General features: G+C 34.1%; 26 protein-coding genes and 1 tRNA gene. 14 read left to right on the forward strand and 13 right to left on the reverse strand.

Annotated features, from left to right (window positions below; translation table 11 throughout):
* Positions 1-2 precede the first annotated feature (2 nt).
* On the forward strand, positions 3-653 hold the full coding sequence (locus tag PLI06_00660; protein ID HOI76110.1) for a phosphatase PAP2 family protein: 651 nt from the start codon (positions 3-5) through the stop codon (positions 651-653).
* Here PLI06_00660 and PLI06_00665 read toward each other — a convergent pair.
* The 3 genes from PLI06_00665 to PLI06_00675 all read right to left on the reverse strand — a co-directional run bounded on the left by PLI06_00665 (position 650) and on the right by PLI06_00675 (position 3,748).
* Positions 650-2,707: a CHASE4 domain-containing protein gene (locus PLI06_00665; GenBank protein ID HOI76111.1), complete on the reverse strand. Its 2,058-nt coding sequence runs from the start codon at positions 2,705-2,707 to the stop codon at positions 650-652. The genes PLI06_00660 and PLI06_00665 overlap by 4 nt on opposite strands.
* Positions 2,708-2,834: 127 nt before the next feature.
* Positions 2,835-2,909: transfer RNA gene (locus PLI06_00670), tRNA-Thr, on the reverse strand.
* A 50-nt stretch (positions 2,910-2,959) separates the two neighbouring features.
* Complete coding sequence (locus PLI06_00675; GenBank protein ID HOI76112.1) at positions 2,960-3,748, reverse strand: nucleoside phosphorylase; 789 nt, start codon at positions 3,746-3,748, stop codon at positions 2,960-2,962.
* A 50-nt stretch (positions 3,749-3,798) separates the two neighbouring features.
* On the opposite strand from PLI06_00675, the gene PLI06_00680 reads away from it, so the two are divergent.
* Positions 3,799-5,619 (forward strand): phospholipase D-like domain-containing protein, encoded by a 1,821-nt coding sequence (locus PLI06_00680; protein ID HOI76113.1) that lies wholly within the window; start codon positions 3,799-3,801, stop codon positions 5,617-5,619.
* Here the strand turns inward: PLI06_00680 and PLI06_00685 are convergent, their stop codons facing one another.
* The 3 genes from PLI06_00685 to PLI06_00695 are packed head-to-tail and all read right to left on the reverse strand — an operon-like array spanning position 5,620 to position 8,825.
* Positions 5,620-7,038: an RtcB family protein gene (locus tag PLI06_00685; GenBank protein ID HOI76114.1), complete on the reverse strand. Its 1,419-nt coding sequence runs from the start codon at positions 7,036-7,038 to the stop codon at positions 5,620-5,622. It lies immediately after the preceding gene.
* A gap of 24 nt (positions 7,039-7,062) precedes the next feature.
* Complete coding sequence (gene rtcA, locus PLI06_00690; GenBank protein HOI76115.1) at positions 7,063-8,097, reverse strand: RNA 3'-terminal phosphate cyclase; 1,035 nt, start codon at positions 8,095-8,097, stop codon at positions 7,063-7,065.
* Between the two features lie 32 nt (positions 8,098-8,129).
* The gene (locus PLI06_00695) at positions 8,130-8,825 is read right to left on the reverse strand and encodes a LysE family transporter (protein ID HOI76116.1); all 696 of its coding nucleotides are present in this window, start codon (positions 8,823-8,825) and stop codon (positions 8,130-8,132) included.
* A gap of 77 nt (positions 8,826-8,902) precedes the next feature.
* On the opposite strand from PLI06_00695, the gene PLI06_00700 reads away from it, so the two are divergent.
* The 3 genes from PLI06_00700 (at position 8,903) to PLI06_00710 (ending at position 11,398) form a co-directional block, all read left to right on the forward strand.
* Positions 8,903-9,226, forward strand: coding sequence for a carboxymuconolactone decarboxylase family protein (locus tag PLI06_00700; protein HOI76117.1), 324 nt, complete (start codon positions 8,903-8,905; stop codon positions 9,224-9,226).
* 262 nt (positions 9,227-9,488) lie between these two features.
* The gene (locus PLI06_00705) at positions 9,489-10,070 is read left to right on the forward strand and encodes an immune inhibitor A (protein ID HOI76118.1); all 582 of its coding nucleotides are present in this window, start codon (positions 9,489-9,491) and stop codon (positions 10,068-10,070) included.
* A gap of 92 nt (positions 10,071-10,162) precedes the next feature.
* Complete coding sequence (locus PLI06_00710; GenBank protein HOI76119.1) at positions 10,163-11,398, forward strand: ribulose-bisphosphate carboxylase large subunit; 1,236 nt, start codon at positions 10,163-10,165, stop codon at positions 11,396-11,398.
* Position 11,399: 1 nt separating this feature from the next.
* Here PLI06_00710 and PLI06_00715 read toward each other — a convergent pair whose 3' ends face one another.
* The 3 genes from PLI06_00715 to PLI06_00725 form a co-directional block, all read right to left on the reverse strand.
* Positions 11,400-11,759, reverse strand: a complete 360-nt coding sequence (locus tag PLI06_00715; protein ID HOI76120.1) for an Hsp20/alpha crystallin family protein — start codon at positions 11,757-11,759, stop codon at positions 11,400-11,402.
* 5 nt (positions 11,760-11,764) lie between these two features.
* Positions 11,765-12,511: a PAC2 family protein gene (locus PLI06_00720; protein ID HOI76121.1), complete on the reverse strand. Its 747-nt coding sequence runs from the start codon at positions 12,509-12,511 to the stop codon at positions 11,765-11,767.
* A gap of 63 nt (positions 12,512-12,574) precedes the next feature.
* Positions 12,575-12,883 (reverse strand): DUF4342 domain-containing protein, encoded by a 309-nt coding sequence (locus PLI06_00725; GenBank protein HOI76122.1) that lies wholly within the window; start codon positions 12,881-12,883, stop codon positions 12,575-12,577.
* A 92-nt stretch (positions 12,884-12,975) separates the two neighbouring features.
* Here PLI06_00725 and PLI06_00730 point away from each other — a divergent pair, with 92 nt between their 5' ends.
* Positions 12,976-13,641, forward strand: coding sequence for a hypothetical protein (locus PLI06_00730; GenBank protein ID HOI76123.1), 666 nt, complete (start codon positions 12,976-12,978; stop codon positions 13,639-13,641).
* On the opposite strand, the gene PLI06_00735 is transcribed toward PLI06_00730, so the two are convergent.
* Together PLI06_00735 and PLI06_00740 are read right to left on the reverse strand one after the other, a co-directional pair.
* Positions 13,638-14,039 carry a hypothetical protein gene (locus tag PLI06_00735; GenBank protein ID HOI76124.1) on the reverse strand — a complete coding sequence of 134 codons (402 nt, stop codon included), beginning with the start codon at positions 14,037-14,039 and terminating at the stop codon, positions 13,638-13,640. The genes PLI06_00730 and PLI06_00735 overlap by 4 nt on opposite strands.
* 81 nt (positions 14,040-14,120) lie before the next feature.
* Complete coding sequence (locus tag PLI06_00740) at positions 14,121-14,444, reverse strand: carboxymuconolactone decarboxylase family protein (GenBank protein HOI76125.1); 324 nt, start codon at positions 14,442-14,444, stop codon at positions 14,121-14,123.
* Between the two features lie 114 nt (positions 14,445-14,558).
* Here PLI06_00740 and PLI06_00745 point away from each other — a divergent pair, with 114 nt between their 5' ends.
* The 3 genes from PLI06_00745 to PLI06_00755 all read left to right on the forward strand — a co-directional run bounded on the left by PLI06_00745 (position 14,559) and on the right by PLI06_00755 (position 15,866).
* Complete coding sequence (locus tag PLI06_00745; protein HOI76126.1) at positions 14,559-14,738, forward strand: hypothetical protein; 180 nt, start codon at positions 14,559-14,561, stop codon at positions 14,736-14,738.
* A gap of 78 nt (positions 14,739-14,816) precedes the next feature.
* A complete protein-coding gene (locus tag PLI06_00750) occupies positions 14,817-15,005 on the forward strand; it encodes a hypothetical protein (protein HOI76127.1) in 189 nt (62 codons plus the stop codon).
* Positions 15,006-15,341: 336 nt separating this feature from the next.
* Positions 15,342-15,866, forward strand: a complete 525-nt coding sequence (locus PLI06_00755; protein HOI76128.1) for a hypothetical protein — start codon at positions 15,342-15,344, stop codon at positions 15,864-15,866.
* Between the two features lie 294 nt (positions 15,867-16,160).
* On the opposite strand, the gene PLI06_00760 is transcribed toward PLI06_00755, so the two are convergent.
* Together PLI06_00760 and PLI06_00765 are read right to left on the reverse strand one after the other, a co-directional pair.
* A complete protein-coding gene (locus PLI06_00760; protein HOI76129.1) occupies positions 16,161-18,080 on the reverse strand; it encodes a P-loop NTPase fold protein in 1,920 nt (639 codons plus the stop codon).
* Positions 18,081-18,559: 479 nt separating this feature from the next.
* Positions 18,560-19,408, reverse strand: coding sequence for a TIGR02391 family protein (locus PLI06_00765; GenBank protein HOI76130.1), 849 nt, complete (start codon positions 19,406-19,408; stop codon positions 18,560-18,562).
* A gap of 257 nt (positions 19,409-19,665) precedes the next feature.
* Between PLI06_00765 and PLI06_00770 the strand changes: the two genes are divergently transcribed.
* The 5 genes from PLI06_00770 (at position 19,666) to PLI06_00790 (ending at position 23,293) form a co-directional block, all read left to right on the forward strand.
* Positions 19,666-20,172 carry a DUF1232 domain-containing protein gene (locus PLI06_00770; GenBank protein ID HOI76131.1) on the forward strand — a complete coding sequence of 169 codons (507 nt, stop codon included), beginning with the start codon at positions 19,666-19,668 and terminating at the stop codon, positions 20,170-20,172.
* A 19-nt stretch (positions 20,173-20,191) separates the two neighbouring features.
* The gene (locus PLI06_00775; protein HOI76132.1) at positions 20,192-20,521 is read left to right on the forward strand and encodes an HNH endonuclease; all 330 of its coding nucleotides are present in this window, start codon (positions 20,192-20,194) and stop codon (positions 20,519-20,521) included.
* Between the two features lie 188 nt (positions 20,522-20,709).
* Positions 20,710-22,260, forward strand: coding sequence for a hypothetical protein (locus tag PLI06_00780; GenBank protein ID HOI76133.1), 1,551 nt, complete (start codon positions 20,710-20,712; stop codon positions 22,258-22,260).
* A gap of 84 nt (positions 22,261-22,344) precedes the next feature.
* Positions 22,345-22,488: a hypothetical protein gene (locus PLI06_00785; GenBank protein ID HOI76134.1), complete on the forward strand. Its 144-nt coding sequence runs from the start codon at positions 22,345-22,347 to the stop codon at positions 22,486-22,488.
* A gap of 235 nt (positions 22,489-22,723) precedes the next feature.
* On the forward strand, positions 22,724-23,293 hold the full coding sequence (locus PLI06_00790; protein ID HOI76135.1) for a HEAT repeat domain-containing protein: 570 nt from the start codon (positions 22,724-22,726) through the stop codon (positions 23,291-23,293).
* The last annotated feature ends 6 nt before the right edge of the window (positions 23,294-23,299 follow it).

Genomic DNA, 23,299 nt, shown 5'->3' on the forward strand with positions numbered 1-23,299 from the left:
CTGTGAATATAATCATTATTAACACATTTTCCTTAATATTATTTCTCGTAATATTTCTAGAAGTGTTGAATAGTGGAACATTAGTTCAATTTGACTTATTTATTAATATGGCAATACCTCAAATCAGGAATTCTTTCTTTACGTCATTATCAATTCTAATTGATGTTATTTTTGATCTTGTATCCATGATTGTAATATCTATATTATTATCCGTATTTCTTTTGAGAAGGTACTGTAAAAAATTTGCCCTGTTTTTTTCAATGACTATATTGTTAGATGCTATAGTATTATTAGTATTAAAAGAGATAATTATGAGGGCAAGACCCTTAAATGGAATTATATCTAAAACAGACTTTTCATTTCCAAGTGGCCATACGGCTGATGCGGTGGTATTTTTTGGATTTCTAACTTATCTTATTATGCACAAGAGTGAATCTCGTGCGATAAAAGGGGTCACAATAAGCATTTCATCTTTTATGATCTTATTAATAGGATTTTCAAGAATATACCTAAATGTCCACTGGTTGACAGACGTCATAGGCGGATTTGCGTTAGGACTGTTTATACTAACGGGAAGCATATTACTTAAAGAATATACGGGAAAATTAAGCTGTAATCCAAAGAATAGTGACAATTCACTTGATAGCACTTAGCTAAATTCATATGTTTTTCTTAATTTTACCGCGAAGATAGTGCCACTTGGCTTATTGTCTTCCACTGTTATGGTGCCGCCATAACGTTCAATTACTTTTTTCACGATATAGAGACCAAGACCACTTCCCTTGTTCTCACCGAAACTTACCCCTTCATCAAAAATATTCTTTTTTATATCTTCAGAAATCCCTTTACCATAGTCTATAACTTTCATGAAGCAAAATCTTTCTTCATTTTCTATCTTGAAGTCAATTCTATCTGTTTTTCCATGTACAATAGCATTGCGGACAAGATTATCAATTACAGAATTAAGTGCTCCGTCTGCAACAACATTACAATCTCCAGAAATTGAGAAGCTTATATTGGGGTAATTTTTGATTACTTCATTTATTACATCTTGAAGATTGTATATCTTCATTTGCCCACCTGAAGTTACAGCTTGCTCAAGCTCTCTCATCTTTTCAATTAGATTAACTGACTTGTATATTGTTTTTATCATTTTATCTTTTAGACGATTGTCCCCAGTCTCTATCAAATCACATATAGACATGACTACAGTGAGTTCATTCAATATGTCATGCCTTAATATTTTGTTTATTACTTTAAGAGTATCATTTAATTCTAATAATTGTTTTTCATATAATTTTCTAGTTGTTATGTTGTGGACAATCCCACGGTAACCAATAATCTCCCCTTTATTGCTCCGCCAAGCAGAAAAAGAAATAAGGCAATATACTCTTTGCCCTTTTTTAGTAATTAAATCTAGGGGGTATTCTTTAACTGAACCTAATTCGGCGACTTTATTTTGAAATTCAATTCTATCCCCTGGGGATTCATAGAAATCTAGGATATTTGAGCCAATCAATTGATTTAGAGGGATATCGAGTAATTTTGCTGAAGCTTCATTTGCAGCGATAATTTTACCATCTAACTCCGTAGTCCAGATTGCATCCATCGATTCCTCAAATAAAGTTCGATACCTCTCTTCACTCTCTTTTAGTACTATAGATGATTTTTGTATATTTTCAATCATTTCATTAATATTAGAGGCAAGCGAATCAATCTCATCATCCCCGTGAATATTTAATCTAGAAGAATAATCCTTTTTTGTTGATATTTCCTTTACTCCTTTTTCGAGACTGAAAATTTTTGAAAGGATTCCCTTTTCTAGTACTAGAAGGAATGCTATCTCAAAAAGAAGACCAAATCCCAACATTCCCCCTAAAAAATAGAATCTTGCTTTCTTTAATGCTAAGTATATGTTCCTGGGCACTTCAATTTCAAGTAGGAGCCCTGGTGCCCCGTATATATCTTTCAAGATATAATAGCCATTAATTGTAGAATCGTTAATTACTTTCGAATGCATCTTTTTTCCTTCTAAGAAATCATTAGGTGAGTCTTTCAAGATCTGATCTGCTTCTGGAGAATCTATTTTATATAATTGGATATTATGTGGGGATATTTCTGATAAAGTATTAATTTTACTTGGATCTATAAACTGACCAAGTATAAGTGTCCCATATATAGAGCCTGCGGAATCACTTTTTAAAATCGGCCGAGATGCTAAAATAGCAGATATTTCTTCGGTGTTTAGGATCCCTCTTACGAAGCTGTCTGATTTTGTTAGTAAAAATGTTTCATTATTAGATATTGAATTTTCTAAACTTATAGGAAAATCTATTTCTTTTTCTTCAGCTAAGTCATAAGCTTTTTTATAAATTATTTTACCGTCAGTACCCAAGATAATAAAAAAATTAATTTCTAGGTAAGAAAAAGTATCATCCATAAGATTATTGGCTACATAGTCATTGTTTTTATCTATCGCAAAGTAATAAGTATCGTCCCAGAATGCCCAATCAATTGTAGTTGAATCCAGGTTTAATATTTCGTAATTAATTATTTTGACAGTTTTCTCAATTTCCTTTGTTATAGCGTCATTTTCAATTTCATTAGATGTCCCCATTATAAATAATCCAGAAAATAAGGAAACTAAGATAGTTGAAACTATAACCATCAAAGAAATAATTAGTCTACTTTTTCTGTGAAGATTCAATTGAAAAATCCCCTATATTTCGGCGTTATTCTATAAATTGGAAGAATCTTTTATATAAGTTTTGACCTTTCTTATATGTTATTTCTTTTTGAATTTTTTTTCAAATCGGAACTCAGAATGAATATGAAGCCGTTGGGGGGATTTGAACCCCCGTCGAACTAGATTACGAGTCTAGCGCATGGCCGAGCTTTGCTACAACGGCATGATTAATTGTATAAAATTAGGTCGTTTTAAAACATTTGCTCTAATTTTTTAGATTAAAGAGGGATAGAGGTATTTTTTATTCTTTTTTTCTTTAATCTTATCCCAATCAGAGAGAATCTTTATCGACTCAAGTGTTGCTTTTGCAGCCTCTTCTTCTCCTTTAACCTCAAACTCTTGAGTCTTGCGATTTCCGAATACAGCAAGTATTGCTCCTGCCCTAAGTCCAAAAAGACTTGAAAGTGTAAAAACTGTTGATGCCTCCATCTCCAAATTTAAAACTTTAGCTTTTTCCAGATCATCTATTAGATCATCCATGAAAGACTGATGATAATCCCCAAAAGAAGGCCTCTCCTGCCCGCCATAAAATGTATCTCTGCTGGCACCAATGCCGACATGATATCTATAATTAAGTTTTTCACATGCTTCTATTAACGCAAGAGTTACTTCGTAGGACGCAACTGCGGGGTAAAATGGATTGACATAATCTTTCGTTGCACCGTCATATCTGACTGAAGCTGTGTTTATTATTAAATCCCCACATTTTATTGTTTCTTCCAATGCCCCAGCGCTCCCCACCCTAATCAAAGTCTTTGCACCAATCCTCGCTAACTCTTCTATTGCAATGGAAGTTGAGGGTGCGCCAATTCCCGTAGATGTAACACTTATCCCAACACCCTTGTAATACCCCGAAATGGTAGTATACTCCCTGTTGGATGCAATTTGCTTGACATCCTCCATAAAGCTCCCAATTAAATTTACCCTATTTGGGTCCCCTGGCATGATAACGTAAGGAAATATATCGCCATCCTTACACTTAATATGATATTGAAGTTCCATGTTAGTTAATAATTCATAAAACATTTAAAGGTTTTTACTTTTGAATGTCCATGAAGATTAGATGGTTAGGCGCTGCTGGCGAGGTCGGAAGATCTTGCGTTGAAGTTGATATTGATGGACGAATATTTATTTTTGATTGCGGAGTAAAGCTTTCTGGGGAAGGAATGTATCCTGATTTATCGGATGTTAACATATCCGCAATTGAAGCTATTATTATATCTCACGCACATCTTGACCATTCTGGATATGCACCCCGTTTTTATTCTCTTGGATATAACGGCCCCATATACTTTACTAAGCCAACTATGGACCTGGCACTTTTAATCCAGAAAGATTTTATCAAAGTCCAAGAGCTTCAGGGAGAAAAAGTTCCTTATTATCAAGAAGATATAAGAAAAGAGATCGCTAGAGCAGTAGCTCTAAACTATGAAGAAAAGGTCTACATAAATGATGACATATCCCTTACTTTTTATGATGCCGGCCATATATTGGGCGCGGCTCAAATATGTCTTGACACACCTTACGGAAGAATTGTCTATACAGGGGATATCGGCTCCGATGTTAGAACTTTAAATCCAGTTAAAAAAGGAATACCCGGAGTGGACTACCTAATACTAGAATCAACTTATGGAATGAGAAGTGACACACACCCACCAATAGAACAGAGAGAAAAGGACCTCATCCGAATAATTAAGGAAACAAAAAAGAAGAAAGGAAATGTCTTGATACCTGTTTTTGCAATAGACAGAGCCCAAAATATAATGATGATTCTAAAAGAGGCAAAGGAAAGGGGCGAGGTATCGCAGCCCATATACCTTGAGGGCATGCTTGTCAAAGCAAATGACATCTACGACAACTACCCCAACTGGATGAATCAAAAGATGATAAATCTCTTCAAAAAAGAAAATCCTTTCAACAGCACAATTTTTAGAGAGGTGTGGAACAGGAAGAAAATAATTCAGTCACCTGAGCCGGTAATAGTCGTTACTACTGCGGGAATGATGTCGGGGGGTCCAGTTATTGATTATTTTAAATCATGGGCACCTGATGAAAAAAACACACTTTTATTAGTTGGTTACCAGGTTGAAGAAACTTTTGGCAGACAAATTTTAGATGGATTAAGAGAATTTAAAGATGAGGATGGAAAACTAAGAAAGATTAAGTCGAGGGTAGAATGGATTGAATTCTCTGCCCATGCTTCCCATCCAGATCTAATCGATTATGTTTCATCATTTAAAGAACCACCAAAAAAAGTATTTTTAAATCATGGCGATCCTAAAAAACTAATAGAGTTGTGGGAAGAAATCAGTAAGATTACTGAATGTGTAGTAGCAGACCCCGGAGTCTATTATACTTTAGGCCAGGCCGCTGAAGTTGAAGAAATATCATCTAAGAAAGTTACTTACGAAAAATTACCGCCTTTGGAATCTCCTTTTGAATTAATCTTCACCACCCCCCAAGACAAAATTATAAAAGATAGATCCATTAATCTCATAGAAAACACTCAAAATGAGCTTCTTATTTCAGGGTATCTCGATGATTCCATTGTATCTTTTATAATAGATGTTGTGAAAAAGGGTGCAAAAGTAAGAGTGATATTCAGACACATTACAAGGCCAGGCAATAAAAAGGCGTTCAAAATATTAAAGAAAAATGGCGCAGAGGTCAGAGTAAATAGGGAATGCCATGCTAGATTCTTAGTTTCTGATGATAGAGAGGCGTTGATTTCTTCCTCAGATCTAACAAGAGACAGCTTCTATGATCACTTTGAAGCAGGAATAATAACTAACGACAAGGCCACAATAAAGAAAACAAAGGATTTCTTTTACAAGATGTGGGATCAAAGCATCGAGGGCTATCTAAAGGATTAACTATCCTTTAGCCACCCCTATTGGCCTTAATTTTGCAACCTTCTTTGCAAGCCCTGCTTTATCGCATACATCCACTACGTTGTGGATATCTTTGTATACGTCAGGCGCCTCTTCGGCAACGACCTTTGGAGAGGCTGCCTTGACATATATATTTTGTTTTTCAAGCATTTTAATTATGTCTTCGCCCCTAAATTTCTTAATCGCTGCACTCCTTGAAAGTACTCTTCCAGCACCATGGCATGTCGAGCCGAATGTTTGACTGGATGATTTAATTCCAACCATTATGTAAGATGCTGTCCCCATATCACCGGGGATTATAACTGGCTGCCCAATGTCTTCATATTCTTTTGGTAGTTCTTCTCTTCCTTTCCAAAATGCCCTTGTTGCACCTTTTCTATGGACGCAGTACTTCTTGCCGTTGTGTTTTTCGAGCTTGGCTATATTATGGGCAACATCGTAAAGTATTTCTAATCCTAGATCTTCTGGATCCTCATCTATCACTTTTGAAATAGATTCTCTTATCCAGTGCGTTATCATCTGCCTGTTCGCCCATGCAAAGTTAGCACCTGAACTCATGGCTTTGAAATAATCCTCCCCTTCTTTAGAGTGGACGGGTGCGCATACCAGCTCCCTATCTGGAATTTTTATATTGTATTTTTTATGCGCCCCTTCCATTGTCTGGATATAGTCAGAGCATATCTGATGACCGCACCCTCTAGATCCTGTATGCATCATAAAACAGATCTGCCCTTCCCGGAGCCCAAATCCAGCAGCTATTTTTTCATCATAAATCTCATCGATAACCTGCATTTCAAGGAAATGATTACCGCTGCCAAGACTTCCTAGCTGAGGCATCCCTCTCTTCTTTGCGTTGCTGCTGACCTTGCTTGGGTCTCCTTCCATGCTGCCTTCGCTCTCAATGCGCTTCAGGTCTTTTTTCCAGCCGTAGTCCTCATCAACTGCCCATTTTGCCCCGACCATCAGGACCTCATCAAGATCTTTAGAAGATAATCTTACCTTGCCCTGGGAACCGAGCCCAGAAGGGACATTTTTGAATATAGAATCAATAATATCCTTTCTTTTCTCAAAAACATCATCATGAGTTAAGTCAGATTTTAGAAGCCTTACCCCGCAGTTTATGTCGTATCCGACCCCCCCAGGGGATATGATGCCATTTTCATAATCCATTGCGGCGACCCCACCTATGGGGAATCCATAGCCCTGGTGGCCATCAGGCATGACAAAAGAATAACCTTCAATCCCTTTAAGGCAAGATACATTCTCCGCCTGTTTTAATGTCAGGTCTTCCTTCATTTTAACTATAAGTTTGTCATCGGCATAAATCCTAGCTGGTACTTTCATCTCACCTTTTTTCTCAATCTCATACACAAATTCAGATACTTTCTTTAGCTCTCCCATTCTCTCACCTTAGTTTATTAAAGTTCAATCTATATAAACATTTTCAAGCCCAATGCCCTCTACTTCTAACAAATTATCCTTCCATAAAAATTTAATATCGTAAAATTTCTCCAAAATCGAGATATTTGTCTCAAGATGAGAAGTATTTTTGGTATATATAGAAGATGTCCCCTCCGCTAGAGCCATATATGGGACTAGTTGGTCGGATAGGTGACAATCAAACCCTTCCGAATACTTCTCCATAAACTGTTTTGCCCCCTCTTGGCCCACCTCTTCTGCCCTTTTCCCTCTTTCACCCAATGACCCGTCTCCGATGATTGAGTCCTTATCTTTTGAAAAAAGGAATATGCCGGAGCCGATCCTTTGGCTTGAATCCTTTTCAACTTGAAGTTTGATGTTAGGCGTGATACCTTCTCTAGAAATCACACACCTTGCGGATTTTTTTTGCCGTTCAGTAACATTTTCAGGGAGATTTGTGGAGTAAGAAATACCCTGAATTTTTGACAATTTTTCAAATTTGTCGATTTGGATTGATTTAAGTTTTTTAACAGGTTTTACCTCTATCTCGGCGTAACCCCCGCCTTCTGGATAGTACCCTCTCGTTATTTTGCCGATTGAAATACTGTACCCCATCCTCTCTAGAGTCGGTACAGTTACTTCCCTAAGATAGTCTATCTGGGGGCTCCATGGGACATCTGTCCCCCCGTAGACGCCGACAGTTGTTTTATTTTCTAAAAAGGGTAAAAGTACCATGAGGGACTGCAATAGCAGAGTAATGCTCCCTGCAGTTCCAATATTAATCATGATCTTTCTTTTGAACTCATTTTTGGGTATAAACTTAATTTCAGTTGAGCTTATTGATTTCCCTTCTGCTATCGAGCCAGTGAGCTCTTCAATTGCAGATATTGTTTTCAAGTGCTGCGGGGCTAATCCTTCCCTTGGCCTGTTCCTCCTGATATTATAGACGTGGACAGGAGTTTCTGTTAAAACAGATAGGGCTAGTGAAGTCCTGAGTATCTGGCCTCCTCCTTCCCCAAAACTACCATCTATTTCAAGCATATTATACTATTATATTTTCTAATATAAAAATATTAGATATAGTGACTAAAATAAGGGAGGGAACCGTAGAGGAAATACAATCCGATGGAAAGAAGGAAGATCCCGCAGGCAAAGAGAATTACCTCATAGATTCTAGCACTTATGAACTTCTTACCTTTAGAAACTGAAAATGAAAGAAATGAATACCATGAAAGATCTGCTAACCAGTGGCCCACAAATAATAGGAAAACCCCCATAAATCCAATTGCAAGGCCCCTCATAACAAGACCGTTCCCAACTGTAAACCACCAGATAAACATTGCTGGATTTAAAATTGTGAATATGAAACCTGTTTTCATCGGGAGCAAATACTCCTTTTTAATTCTTACATTATCATTTTCAATATCCTTCATACTCTCTTCAGAAACCTTTTCAAATTTTTTCCTGTCTTTTATGATCTGAACCCCCAGGTAAAAAAGGCTCACCCCTCCAATTAACCCTATCATGGCTCTCACAATCGGGATATTGATGACATAAGATATGCCAAGGGAAAGGCCTATTATTATCGGGATCTCTACAAAAAGGTGCCCGACACATATCATTGGGCCGGAAAGCGGGCCGTACTTCAAAGTATCCTTTATTGTGGCCATAAATAGCGGGCCAGGTGCAATTGCCCCCGATAATCCTACGCCAAAACCGATAGAAAGAAGTAACAGCTCCTCCATTACTTTCCAGATAAGAAAATTCATTAAATGTCTTTTGATTATTTATATTTCAAAAGTAATTATGTTTATAAAGATTAAAACTAATTAGTAATTGGGATAAAATGAAATATGAAATATTTTATGGAAAGGGCATGGGGAAGGTAAAAAAAGAGTACCCCGATATTTATGAAGCTATAAAGACTCTTAACGAAGTTGTTTACACCGGGAAAGCCTTAGATTATAAAACACAGAAGCTTATTGCAATTGGAATCGCTGCCGGCCACTGTGATGAAACAGCCACAGAAAAACAGATGCGCTCAGCTATTAAGGAGCTAAAGGTTACGCCAGATGAAATAGTCGATGTTTTGAGAGTAGTTTTATTGACATCAGGCCAGCCAGCCTTCACAAAGGGTATGAGAATCCTTGATGAGTTGACAAAAAAATAGGCATGCAAGTAATTCAAAATCTAAAATAAGAAAGATCCAAAGGGTTAAATTGCCTATCTTGGGATAGTACACGCTTAGGTTCCTTAGTTACATGTCGCGATTAGTATAAAAATCTCAATATCAATCTATTTTTTAAATTTTAATTTGTTTTATTGATTATCATAAATAATAATTGAAAATATAAATATATTTTAATAATTTTATAATATATAGTATATATTTGTAGAAAGGCTTATAAATTAGGTCTGGGGTAGCTAATAACATGAAGGTGGTTTCAATGAAAAAGATTGGAATTGCTCTGTTATCGATTGCAGTTTTATCTTTGATAGTTGCTGTGCCTGTATTCAGCGACAACTACACCTATAATTATGAGAAAGGTGCAGATGATTGGGAATCAACAGGTATGTGGCATATTGTAAATGAAACGTCTCAATACAGAAACGCCAATAGCGGAGTTTCAAGTTTCTGGTATGGAAGTGACCTTACAGGAACCTATGATTCTGGGACTGCTAACAGCGGGAGACTTGTATCCCCCCAAATAAATCTCAAAGATTCAACTAAAGCAACTTTAACATTTTGGTACTGGTATCAGACTGAAAATATGAGCAAACTTTACGACCAGAGATTTGTCCAGATAAGGGAAGTTGGGAATGGAAACTGGATAGATCTAGACCAGTTAAACAACGACCCAATGGAACAGTGGCTTCAGAAAACTTATGACATCTCAGCTTACAAAGGGAAAGTTATCGAGGTAAGCTTTTATTTTGACATGAGCGATGAACTGGCAAACGACTACCGTGGCTGGTACATAGATGATGTCGAAGTTCAAGTCGAAAAAAACTAGTTTTAATAAACTATTCTTAATTTAATTTCTTATTTATTCATTAAATCCCTTAGATTTAAATAGATTCTTTTCTTAATTAATAAGGTGATTAGATGGATTTTGTAAAACTGGGGGAGGATATCGATAAAGATAACTATCTGATTGCGGATTTTTATATTGAAACAGATGATATCCTGAAAAATGCGGGAGAGCTTGCAAAGGAATCTTCCAATGGTACTTGGACCCCGCTAAAAACTGCTAAAGGGTATACTTCTAGCCTATCGGCTTTTGTTTTTTATGCAAAAGAACTATTTGAAATTGAAGGGAATAAAGCTGCGCATATCAAAGTTGCATACCCGATAGAGCTGTTTGAAGATAATTCAGTTCCGCAAATCCTCTCCGATATTTCAGGGAACATCCTCGGTATGAAGATAATACCTAAAGCAAGACTATTTGATATCGAGATCCCATACAGATACATCAAGACTTTCAAAGGGCCTGAGTTTGGAATTGAAGGCGTCAGAAAATACATGAAGACCTATAAGACGGGGAGACCTCATATCGGCACTATTGTTAAGCCAAAAGTTGGACTAAATCCAGAGGATACTGCCACTGTCTCATACGAATCATGGTATGGGGGATGCGATTTTGTAAAGGACGATGAGAATCTAACAAATCAGAGGTTCTGCCCTTTTGAAGATAGGGTCATAAAAGTCCTAGATGCCCTTGACAGGGCCGAGAGTGAAACTGGGGAAAAGAAGCTCTATGCCCCAAACATAACTGGAGTAAATATGACGGAGAGGGCACAGTTTGTAAAAGACCATGGCGGGGCTTGCATAATGGTTGACATCCTAGTTGCCGGATTCTCCAAAGTCCAAGAGATAAGAGACCACGGATTTAAGATGATAATACATGGTCACAGGGCGATGCATGCTGCAATGACAAGATATGAGCGACACGGTATTTCGATGCCGGTGCTATCACTTCTCTCAAGACTTTCGGGAATTGACCAGTTGCATATTGGGACTGTAGTTGGTAAAATGGAAGGGGAACTAACTGAAGTACTGAAAAATAAGGAGAAGATCGTATCTGACCTTTTTGGCATGAATCCGTGTTTTCCAGTAAACTCTGGAGGGCTTCACCCGGGCCATATACCCGAGATAGTACAATTTATGGGAGATGACACAATAATCCAAGCCGGTGGCGGAATCCACGGACACCCTGATGGAACGATAAAAGGCGCAACTGCTATGAGGCAAGCAGTCGATGCCGTAATGGAAGGGGTTTCGCTACAAGAGTATGCAAAGACCCACGTGGAGCTAAGAAAAGCATTGGAAAAATGGCAATGAATTATTTTATTTCTACTTTAAAATGCTTAACTTTTTTCGGTATTTCGATTACTAAGATCCCTTTCTTAAAGGTGGCCAAGACTTTTTCAGGGTCAGTTGAAAATGGAAGATTAATATCTCTTTTAAAGCAGAATCCTTTTGTGGTGGGTGCGAACACACTGACACATTTTTCTTCGGACGTTACCTCTATTTTTTCCTTTTCAACGCAGGGCATATCCAAAGTTGCAATTAAGGATCCCTTAGTCTCATTGAACTCTGTTAGGGGTTCAACATTATTGCAGCTACAGTAGTTAATATGCCAATAATGCTCTTTAAATGAATGGTTTGCATCTCTGCTAATAATATAGTACCTTCTTATCATTGTATCTACCTATACATAGTCGGTACATCAACTTTGTTTTCCCTCTGGATAGATGCGTTTGTCTGCTCCATGAGTGCCCTGTAATTGACCTTCAGATCTTCTGCCTGCTCAATCAACTGTTTGACATCTACATTCAAGCCTGTCATTTTATTCAGAATCTTTAGAATTGAAGCTGCAGCCCCTGGATCAGGGTAACTTGAATAACACTGGGCCAGTAAAACAGATGAATTTAAATTTAGTTCAATAGAGTTCTTAAGTATCAATGCATAAAATCCAGAAACAAAACCCTCTTCGAGGATCTTAACTCCTGAATCCTCCATTTTTTTCAGTATCTCTTCATTATTTGATGTCCCAAAAACTTCTGGCTCATCGATGTCAATTCTTTCCTGGAGGGGCGTTCCACTTATAGAGACTATAAGCTCCACGCCCTTTTCTTTATACCATTCAGTGAGCCTTTTTGAGAGCATATACCCTGGTTTTGGGTCAATTGGGATTTCAGACAATATTGCAATTATCTTCCCTTTTTGGAATATCCTGACAGGATTCAATACCTTTCTCTCGTGGACTACCATTACTGGAGGGAAAAGATCAGACTTGATGTACCCCACTGCATCAAAATTCTGCTCTTGTACCATGTGACTTACGGCAATTGAACCAACGAGCCCCATGTCGGGAACACCTTCTAGAACTATTGGACTATCAACATCAATCTTCTTAGTTTCAATAATAATTATATCATCGGAAGGATCCATTTTCTCACCTATTCAAATGAGTTAAATTTATTTAAATAATTTACTAGAATAAAAAATAAAAATTTAATTAGGTTTCTCTACAACTATCTTGCATTTTACAACAAGCGCAGCTATTGCTCCAAGAGCTGCAAGCCACGGGGCAATTAATGCGCCCACAACACCTGCTGCAAGAGGGATATCTAGAAGCGTTTTATCGGCCTCATCCTTTATAATAATTCTTGTTGCAATCCCCTCATCGATAATCTTCTTTATCTCCTCTACAAGGTGATCTGAATCCACGTAAAATTCATCCCTCTTTGCCGTTGAAGAGCCACACTCAGGGCAGAATTTCACAGTGTCTTCTATCTCCTTGCCACAATTTTTACAGATCATTTAATCCCCATGTAATTAGAGAGAACAAACTTTAAAATCTTTACTGCCCATCCTTTCAATAAAAATTTAAATCGATCTAGGAAAATATAATCATGAAGGTAGATTTTTCAAAGTATTTGGCGGATTATTTTCCCGATCTAAAAGTTTCTACGATGGAAGTTAGAAATTTAGAAAATAAAAAAGTTGATGAGTCTCTAGAGAAGGAAAAGAGAAGGATTGAAGCAGATATTCGAAATAACGCTAAAGATTACCTAGAATCTGAGACTATAAAGAAATATAGCCTGTTCTTTAAGAAATTTGAAAAGAAGTACCCGATTGAATACCAGATTAAATCGATAGCCAGTGGCAAGAGTTTCCCATCGCAGTATACTGTTGTTGAGGCGATGTTCATGGCTGAGCTAAAGAATATGTATCTTACAGCCGGCCATGACCTTGACCTAATCAAGGGCAGCTTGAGTACAAAGATAACAAAAGGCAGCGAAGAGTATGTGAACATCAGCGGAAAAGAAATGAAGCTAAAGCCAGAGGATATTACAACAGAAGATGAATTTGGGATAATATCAAGTGTTTTGTTTGGGCCAGATAGAAGGACAATGATCACAGAGAAAACTAGGAACTACCTCTTCTTTGCATACTATCCATATGGTGAAGAAAATACCAAAATAAAAAATCATTTTGAAGACATTATCAAATATATCAATATTTTTGATAAAGGTTTTGATAGGTCTGATGTTGAGATATATGGATTAAAAGATTAAAGATATTTTACCTTACTTGATTTATTATTTTGTTTGCCAAGTTGATTAGCTATTGCAGCTATTTCATCTTGGAGATTCTTTGCCTTCTGGATAAGAATTGTCCTCTCCTTCTGTATCCGATACATATCCTCAGTCTTGACACTACTCCTCTTAACAACCCTCGTGAGATCAGCTTGATTTCGTTCAAGCTTTGACATTACCTCAGATAGCTGCTCTTTCTTTACTACAAGTTCGGCCTCTAGTTCTTGGATAGCCGTATTCACTTTAGGCCCCTCTATTGAGGTTGAATTTTCTTCTATTTTATTCTGTTGATATTTGTCTATAATTTTTACTAGAAGGCTCTCAGGGATGATAATCTTCTTGTCGCAATGAGGACACTTTATTTCAACGTCTTTCATCTAAACACTCTCTTGGCTCTAAGGTATAGATTGAGTTTGCTATATATAAGAATTAAGATTAATTAAAAGAAAAATAGAAAATTATTGTTTTTCTATCTCATCTAAGATTCTCATCCCTTTGTTAAATGCAGGCATGCCTGAAGTTAGTAAGACAACTCTTAGTACATCAACAATTTCATCCTTTGTTATATTAAATTCATTCATCCCCGACATCATCTGTCTTTTTGTTGCACTTTCATCTGCTCTAGCTGCTGTTATTCCAAGTGCAACTAATTTCTGAGTCCTATAGTCTAAGACTCTTCCAGTGAAAACTGCTTCGTCAAGCTTTACTATAGCTTCATATATCTCTGGATATTCATTTTTTATTTTGTTTACACCTTTTCCGTAAAATACGCCGTCTTTCATTATAACACCAATAATGAAAAGGAAAACAAGAAATATAAAATGAACGATTATAGATATTTAAACAAAAGTCACAGCCTGCATCGAAATACTGTTTTAGGTGTGCCATTCTCCTTGATGAAGATAAAAATCTATAATGGAGATGGAAAGTCAGAAATGAGGGAAAAGTTCTTTGATATTTCAAAAATAGATAGAAGTGTGATTGAAGATTTCGAGAAGATTCTAGAGATTGTTGAAACTATTAATTCAAATCCAAAGATGAAAGAAGAAATTGAATCATTTATATCTAAAAAATAGTACATACTAAAAAATAGTACATACTAAATAGATAATATAACCCAAAAACCTTATAAATAAAAGGTTAATAGTTTATATGTGGTTGCAGAAATAAGGCCTAAAAACACAATAAGAACCTCGGGATTTAAGATAATTCTAACTTTGATAACTAGAGGGGTAATTACACTAATATTTGCCTTCAATAATTTGATTAATCAAATAAAAAATATTGAAATAATTTTGCAATATCAAATTTTAAAAATCGTTTACCAAAAGATTTATAATTAAGAAACATATCCGTAAGGATGTTAATAAAATGCTAGGTGATTGTATGTAAAAAAGTAAAATATATGGGCACGAAGCCCAAGAAGAAATGAAAGATAAATGCAATCTTCTTTTCTTCTTGACACTTAAAAAGGTTTCGATATCACAAAGAATAGCTAAAGCTAGTTTTCAACGAAATACGGTGGACTAGTTTCGGTCTCTTTTTGATAATACCCCAAGACATCCAGTATCAACACTGTATGGAGACGCCATGTAAAATGGAAAATAATCTAAATAATGACATCAAAGAAAATCATTCCCATTATTGTCTCCAATCAATAAAATCAAGGAGGAATTCAATTGAAAATCAATGATTTATTCAAGAGAGAATGGACAAAAATGCATCCAAAAATACCTGATTCAAAAGGAATAGAGATTATGTCGTCTATTCGTAGGTTCGAGGACAGAAAGATATTACCGAGAATTAAACAAGTTGCAAAGAGCTGCAATATCTCTTACCATCAAGCAAGGACAATTGTACATAGTCTCGAAGACTTAGGATACATTGAAATACAGGAAAGAGATCCAAAACTATTCGTTATTGCAAATGGCAGAAGAATCTTCGACCGCGAGCGCCTGACTCAGCTAATGGACAAGTGCAAAGAGGATATCCAAGAATTTATGGATGCTGAAAAAGCAGAAGAATATTCCTTTGCACTGGAACAGCTTTTGGATGTTGAGAATCCTTACAGATTCTTTAGTGAATATCTAAAGCTAATAAGAAAAGGAATGCCAGATATTCTCCCAAGGATACAAGTCCAATTCTCTTCACACAAGTTGAAGCTGAAACAAAAAGGATATCTGCTGACCGAAGAACACAACTAAAACGAATCGAAACCAAAAAAGAACTTAAGAGCTTTAATTTTTTTTTCAATAATTTTATAATAACTTCTTATCGTTATCATCTTCATAATAGTAATAATAATATAGCTGATTCTGCCCTCTATAAAGAAGCCCTATTCTCCCTCTAATTTGTCTAAAAAGGATCTAAACATATTATTCAAAAGTTGCTAGCCAATCGGCTAACTCTAAGCTGGAGGGTGTTTAAGAGTTAGACAGACCCCAATCATCTAATGATTTATCTAAAGCGTAATCTAGCTAACGAGAACAAAATAGATCCTATTTCTTGAACTTATTCTCATAGTGATATTTTAGTGCTAATTTAGATGGCCAATAAGATTCTTCTTTGGGCAAGTTAATAGTCATGTTATCATATTGAACATAAGGGGTATTTCTAAGTTCTGGGCTTATATGTAGTTTATAGTTCTCATCAATTGAAATCAATCCTTTATCTAAAAGTCTATGTAAATCTGTCTTGAGAACGATATAATTTTCAACATTGTCTATATCCCCCTCTTCAAGAGGTTTAATACGGGCCACTTCCAGAAGTTCACGAGTTTTTTCTTTAGTTATTGCACAACTATATCCGTATGCGCTAAACACTCTTTCTTTTGGGACATATAATCTATATTTTCTTTTTATTGATTTAGGGGTTTTATAATATTCCCTTACGGGTACTGGGCCTTTTATATGACTATATTCTACATCAGAGGATAATCCAATTCCAAATTCTATTGCTTCAGGCTCTTTATTATGTTTAACTGTAGATATTGATAGTAAATAATTTGGTAAATCATTCAAAAGGAAATCCTCGTTCGCAGTTGGTATTATTCTTTCTTTTGTATAATAATTGAAATACTTCATGAATTTAATAGTCTCCTGCCTTATATTTTCAGCTTTTTCATCTCTAATTGGAGTTCTAATATCTGAATCAGACAAATCCATTCCACTATAGAAATTGACCACATCTTTTAATGAATTCCAATAATTAATAGTACTTTGTTTCGAGCCGTCTTGAGGATTAAAAATGTACTCCAAAATACTTCTAAATGAGCCTATCTCAGAAGGAAATTCAACTGCGTTTATAATTAGGTTGTAGCAATCAGGAAAATTATATTTTGATACTATAAGTACTAGAATCAAGTATGGATTTATTTTTATTTCTGGTTCACCACTTGCAATCATAAATCTATATGCCATATCGGCTTCACGTAAAAACTTTTTTATTCTTCTAGGATTTACAATGTTAGCTTTTGAGAATATTTCGAAGGTATTATTAGAACTTAATTTATTTGGATTAATAATACTAGAAATAAATATTTTAGTGTATTCTGGTTTAGTTGGGGGCAGGTTATAATTGATAGTTATTATTTTTGACAGATAATCATCAGAGTTAATATTATTGTTATTATACATAATTTTGATCTCTTCCTTCAGCATATTTGGATCACACGGCACAATATATATGAAATTTTCGAAATTTAGAAGCATCTTTATCGATTCAAGTAAATTCAATGCGTATTTAGGTTCTACCCTATCCAGATTTTCTATTATTACAATTACCCTATCATTAATAATCTTAAATTCATCTTTCAAATCTTGTAGTTTATCTTCAAATTCTTTAAATGAACTGATTGGACCTCTGCTCCTGTTTATTTGAACTATTCCTAACATAATAGAAAAAATGAAAACAATTATACTTATCTCAAAATTTCTTATAGAAGGATAATATATAGAAATAAATGCGAATAATAAAGAAATAAAAATAATAGAGCCCATAATTATTTTATCTATATGGATTTTATCTTCCGAATAACATAATTTATTTTTAATATCAATATAATCCTCTGACTTAATAAAATCATAATAATCTAATTTACCTAATATGTGGAGTAAAAACGATTTCCATAAACACGTTTCTTCTTTATATTTCCATGAATCAAAAATAATAGGTTCGAGCTTCTCGTTATTGTTTGGCGGTAATTCTTTCAAAGCTAGAGTTACAAATGAACTTTTCCCAGATCCCCATTCTCCATATACCCCTACAACTAATGGAGTTTTAAATAAATTAATATATCTGGTAAAGGTATTTGTGAAATTTGAAAATCCTAATTTATCCTCACTTTCATCTTTTATTTCATCATCATATATTTTTTCAAAATTTACTAATCCTCCAAAATCAGATTTTTCTTCAACCATTTACGAATTAAAATTAATTATAGTATAAAAACTTTTCAGTTAGAATATTTAAGATCATAAGTATTCATCCGAAACATCTCTCCTTAAACGCCTCAACTACATTTCTTAAAGATTCCCTTATTTTACCATTTCTTATATCTTTCATAATAAACTCTCTTTGCTCTTTCCTCTTTACCATGCCTAGAAGGCATCAAGGCTCAAAGAGCCGTTTCGGAGAACCGAAAACTTTCCAAAACACTTGTTTTTGTGCTTCGCATAAATTCCCCGAATATAGGCAACAAAGTTTTTTAGAAAAATGGAAAATCAGAATGATTTTTTATGCCAGGGCTTAATTGCTATTTTAGAATAGAAGAATAGAGATTAGAGAAATAGTAACTTAATGCCCTCAATTTCACTCTGGAAGTTTTTAACCGAAACTTTTAAGCGAGTGATTTATCAGAGCCACATAAAAGTTTACGCAGAGTGAAATTTAAAACTTATTATTTTAAAGCTTCTTCAATCTTTTCCATCAAAAGGCTCGCCAAGAAAATGAAATGAATTGCTCTTTCCTTTGATATTTCGATATTCGAATGAGCTTTAGGATTTCTTATTGCTTGCATTGAGCCTGCAAGAATATAGGAAAATCCCTCTTGAATATTTAATAAATCTACATCAGATAAATCATTAAAAGGATCTTTTAAAGTTATTACAGGATTATCTTTTGAGAAGGCAAAAAACATTAAATCCTTTCCATCTCTTTCTTGATTTTTATTAGTTTTTACAATCTTTTTAACTGTTGAATTTATCTCTTTAAATGCGGCTTCGACACTATCTGCATAATGCCCATCGTCGAAACGATTTTTAGATACATCTTTTATTTTTGGGTTAATTATCTGCCATAAGTCTAAATCTGTTGAATTGCCGACTTTAGATTCAATTTTATTAGGGAATTCTTCTTTAAAAATATTGAAAGCACTAATTAGATAATCTTTTTTAGATTTTAAGAAAATATTTCTACTTTTAAAAATACGATTTTCAATTTCAAGAAGTGATTCTTTTTTCCCAGGTGGTTTGTATTTGCCAATATTTGATGATTCTATAATCCCAATGGCATCTCTCACAGAATCTTCATCAATTTTAGAATATCTAGAAATCATGTCTTCTATTTCTGTATCTTTTAAATTTTTTGTATCCAAGATAAATTTCAAATAAGAAAAATGTGTCTCTTTGAAAGAGATAAAATAGCTTCCATCTTGATCTCTATAGCCAGTAATTTCTTCAAGCTTTGAAACATCGTATCTAGCTAATTCACGACTAACAGCAGATATTCGGACTAGATAATTCAACATATTAATCTTCTCTTATCTATATTTAAATCAAAAATTATGTATTTTCAAAATCTTCTTCTTTTAGGATAATCATATTCTTTGAATTGTAGAACACAATCATAAAATCACCATTATATGTTTGTAGTAAATAATTTATTAGATAAAAGCATATCGGAGACATATTGCAGAATTCTTAATGGAAAAAGATTATTTTTCCATATTTTCCCTATTTTTTTCCATATTCTTATATATGGAAAAAGTAAAATATTGTTGATTAAATGGAATGGTATTATATTGCTCTTATTGTTATTTTGGGATTATTCTTTTTAATCGCTCTTGTAGTTTACTTACTACGTTACAGAATAGTAAATTGGATTATGGCATCTGTGTTAGGCGTATATGTCGCTTCACCTATTGATTTAATTCCTGATATTCCTATTGTAGGATGGGGCGATGATATTTTGGCAATAATCGGAATAGTTGGGTTTGTTATTAATGGAATTATTATGGAATTCAAAAATAAAAAGAAGAATAGAATAATAGATTTTAGCGATAACATATATGCAGATGAAAGTGGTTTCCTGAGATTCAAAAGTAACAATCAATTAGTTCCTAAAAACATTATAGAGAAAAAATCAAAATTTAGTTTTTTAAAAAAATCAGAGGATAATATAATTCAAAGAAGGTCTTTATGTAAGATTTGTGGTTCCGGTGTTGAAGAAACTGAATTATATTGTAAAAAATGCGGTTCTAAGCTAAATATTAATGGAGAATATGAAAACTAATAATTTTTAAGGGATTCTTATGTTTTGGAAAAAAAGAAAGAAAACAGATAATTCAAAATTAGATATTTCGAATAAGATCTATAAAGATAAAAAAGGATACCCTAGATTTAAGGATACTGGAAAACTTGTCCATATTGCAGTTAAAGAAAAACAGTTGGGCGGAAAAGTATACCCCGATGGAGTTGTTCACCATAAAGATGGAAATAAAAATAATTTCAGCAGAGATAATTTAATCGTGATGTCAAGAAGCGAACATTCAAAATTACACTACCACGAACAAAAGGCCAATGAAATAAAATCAAAATATAGCCTATTCAACAATAAAAAGAAAAATAATCTAAATAAATGAACAGTTCTAATAGTAAAATATAACATCGTACTATGGGTGGGCAAAGAGAGGGCTTTAGCCCTCCCCCGTCTGCTTAGCGGACGAAAAACTTTCTATTCTCTCCCCCCCGGAGACCTCCCTCCACTCGAAGAGGGGAGGCCGGAGGGGAAAAGAAAAGTATTTATAAATTATAAAGATTATAATAATGCATGAAATACTTACATATATTTCTTGTTTTCTTTTTATTACTAAATATTTTTGTTTTTCCGGTAAATGGAAATGATAACGAATTATTGTTTGATTATGGCAGGATAATAAAAATAGAAGATTTCGATATATATATTTACGAAAAAGATATTGATCCATTTCCATTTGAGTATGATCGTATTATCTCAGACAATTTACCTTCTTTGTCTCAAGCAATTCAGGAAGATACAAATAAATTTAATTATTTAATTAAAAAAAGTGAATTGGACAGAAAACAGATGGAAAATATTTTTTATATATCCAATGACATACTGTCTCAAAATACTAATGAGAGTAATCAATACGACAAGATTAAAAATATAAAAATTATTAGTGAATCTTCAATTAATGGAAATAATGAATTCACATTAGATGAATATGAACAAAACAAAGAAAGAGTTAGTAAAATATTGGGGATTATTTTTATAATTAAAGAAGATGCAGAATATCCAAATAAAAGAGATTTCATTATTTTTGATGGCAAAAGACTATGCTCTTCTCATTTTATAGATAAGGGAATAGTTGCCCATAGTGGAATCATGAAAGACCTATATATATCATATTATGATAATGGGAAATCAGTTTATCTTTTTCATGATTTTGTTAATGGAGACTTTGGTAATGCAAGAGATCAAGTAAAACAACTTCTTAATAGCTCTCTTTCAGAAGAATATGGATTTCATCATTTAATGGTCAAACCGTTTTCCAACAGGTCAATAAGTAATGTAAATATTGCATTTTTAAAATATTCTGAAGACATAGAAGACTCGGAAAAACTACGCCAACTCAAAGCCATGATTAAAGACAAGATTAAAGAAGAATCAAAAGAAACAGAAATTGATTTTGGAAAAAAAATCAATGTTTATACCCAGAATCCTTTTGTTATAGGAATCGTTAATTGTGAATATGAGCCTACAATAATTGAAATTAACTCTTCTGTTCCTGATACCTATCCGCCAAAAACAAGTTATTGGGACTTCTGGAACCAATTTATTAATGAATATTTTCAAATGAAAACCATAGAAAAAAGAACATTAGAAATAAAAGAAAGTCTAAAGCAGACACAAAACCATAAAGACAGATTATTGAATTCAAAACTTGACGAAAATTTAGTTACATTAGAAGAAGTTCAAGTTTCTTTAATTGGCATTTCTAATAACTTATATTGGTATAAAGGCAATAATGAAGTATTGTATCAAGTCCATAGCCTACTTGAGTATCAAAATGAAAAAGTTAATAATGTAAATATAGAGAATATTAAGTATTCAAATGAAATTGTTGCAAATCTGTTGGATACTACGAATCTAGAGATGGCAAATGAAAGGTGGCAAATTAGCAATTTCCAAGGGAAATGGGGTCTATTCTTCACCGTAGTTTTTGGAATCTTGGGAATAGTGTTTTTTTCTACTGACAGACTCAAAAAAGATGTTGATTTAGAGTGGTTTATTATTGGACTAATTGGACTATTATTTACAATCTTTGTAATACTAAATGAAAGTATCGGTTTGCTATGACATAAAAATTAAAATACTATTATTCAAATTATTAGGAATTCTGCCTAAACCAATTCGTAGATTTTTTAGGGAGGTATTACCATAATGAAAGAATCTAGTGAGGCAAATCTAAAACTCGTCAAATACTATTACGAGAATAAAGAGTGGCTAGAAGAGCTTGCAAGACACGGGGATCCCTGCATTAGGGCTATGGCGCTGACAATTATTAAGAATGCTTTGGATAAGTGAAATTAATCTTAAATAACTCCTTTTTCCAGGAAATCTATATTTTAAAGGTCAGAAAAATAATCAAAAAATTCCTAACTTTTTTGATGTGATTTTAGCTTTTTACAAGCCAAAAACAACCATTTTTCTGATGATATTTTTTCCCTAACATTGTTAGGGCGCTTATATAAGCTCATAATACTAAAATAGAATATTCTAAAGTGGAAAAATTTAAATAAATCCAAAAAAGAGGTTTATTATGAGTAAGAACATACATTTTCCCCAATTTGATGAGGATGAAAGGAAAGCAATTGCAAAAAATGGATCTACAACCCCAGGAACGTTAAAAAAATTGGCCAAAGATGAATCAGAATATGTCAGGTACGAGGTTGCTAATAACTCTAATACAGACCAAGATACTTTGAAAGAGTTAAGCGAAGATCCAGATGAAGGAATAAGAGGCAGTGTTGCATCTCATGATAATTTAGATTTAGAAACATTGGATCGTTTGTCCAGAGATTCTAGTACAACGGTTAGAATGTCTGTAGCCTGCAATGAAAAAACTCCTACCAAAACGATGGATACCCTTTCAAAAGATAGAAAATCGGACGTAAGATGGAAAGTTGCAATGCATACAAAAAATCAAGAGATATTACGAAGATTATCAAAAGACACAGATAAAGGCGTAAGAGAAGAAGTTGCCTTTAATGAAGAAACTCATTTAGATATTTTGGCTGAATTATCAAAAGACATTGATAAAGACGTAAGAGAAGCTGTTTCTAAGAATGAATCTTATCTTAGGAGCACCAAAAGCAAAAATAACAATTAAAGGATT

Origin of the sequence: Methanofastidiosum sp., assembly GCA_035362715.1 — an archaeon.
Classification (GTDB): Archaea; Methanobacteriota_B; Thermococci; order Methanofastidiosales; family Methanofastidiosaceae; genus Methanofastidiosum.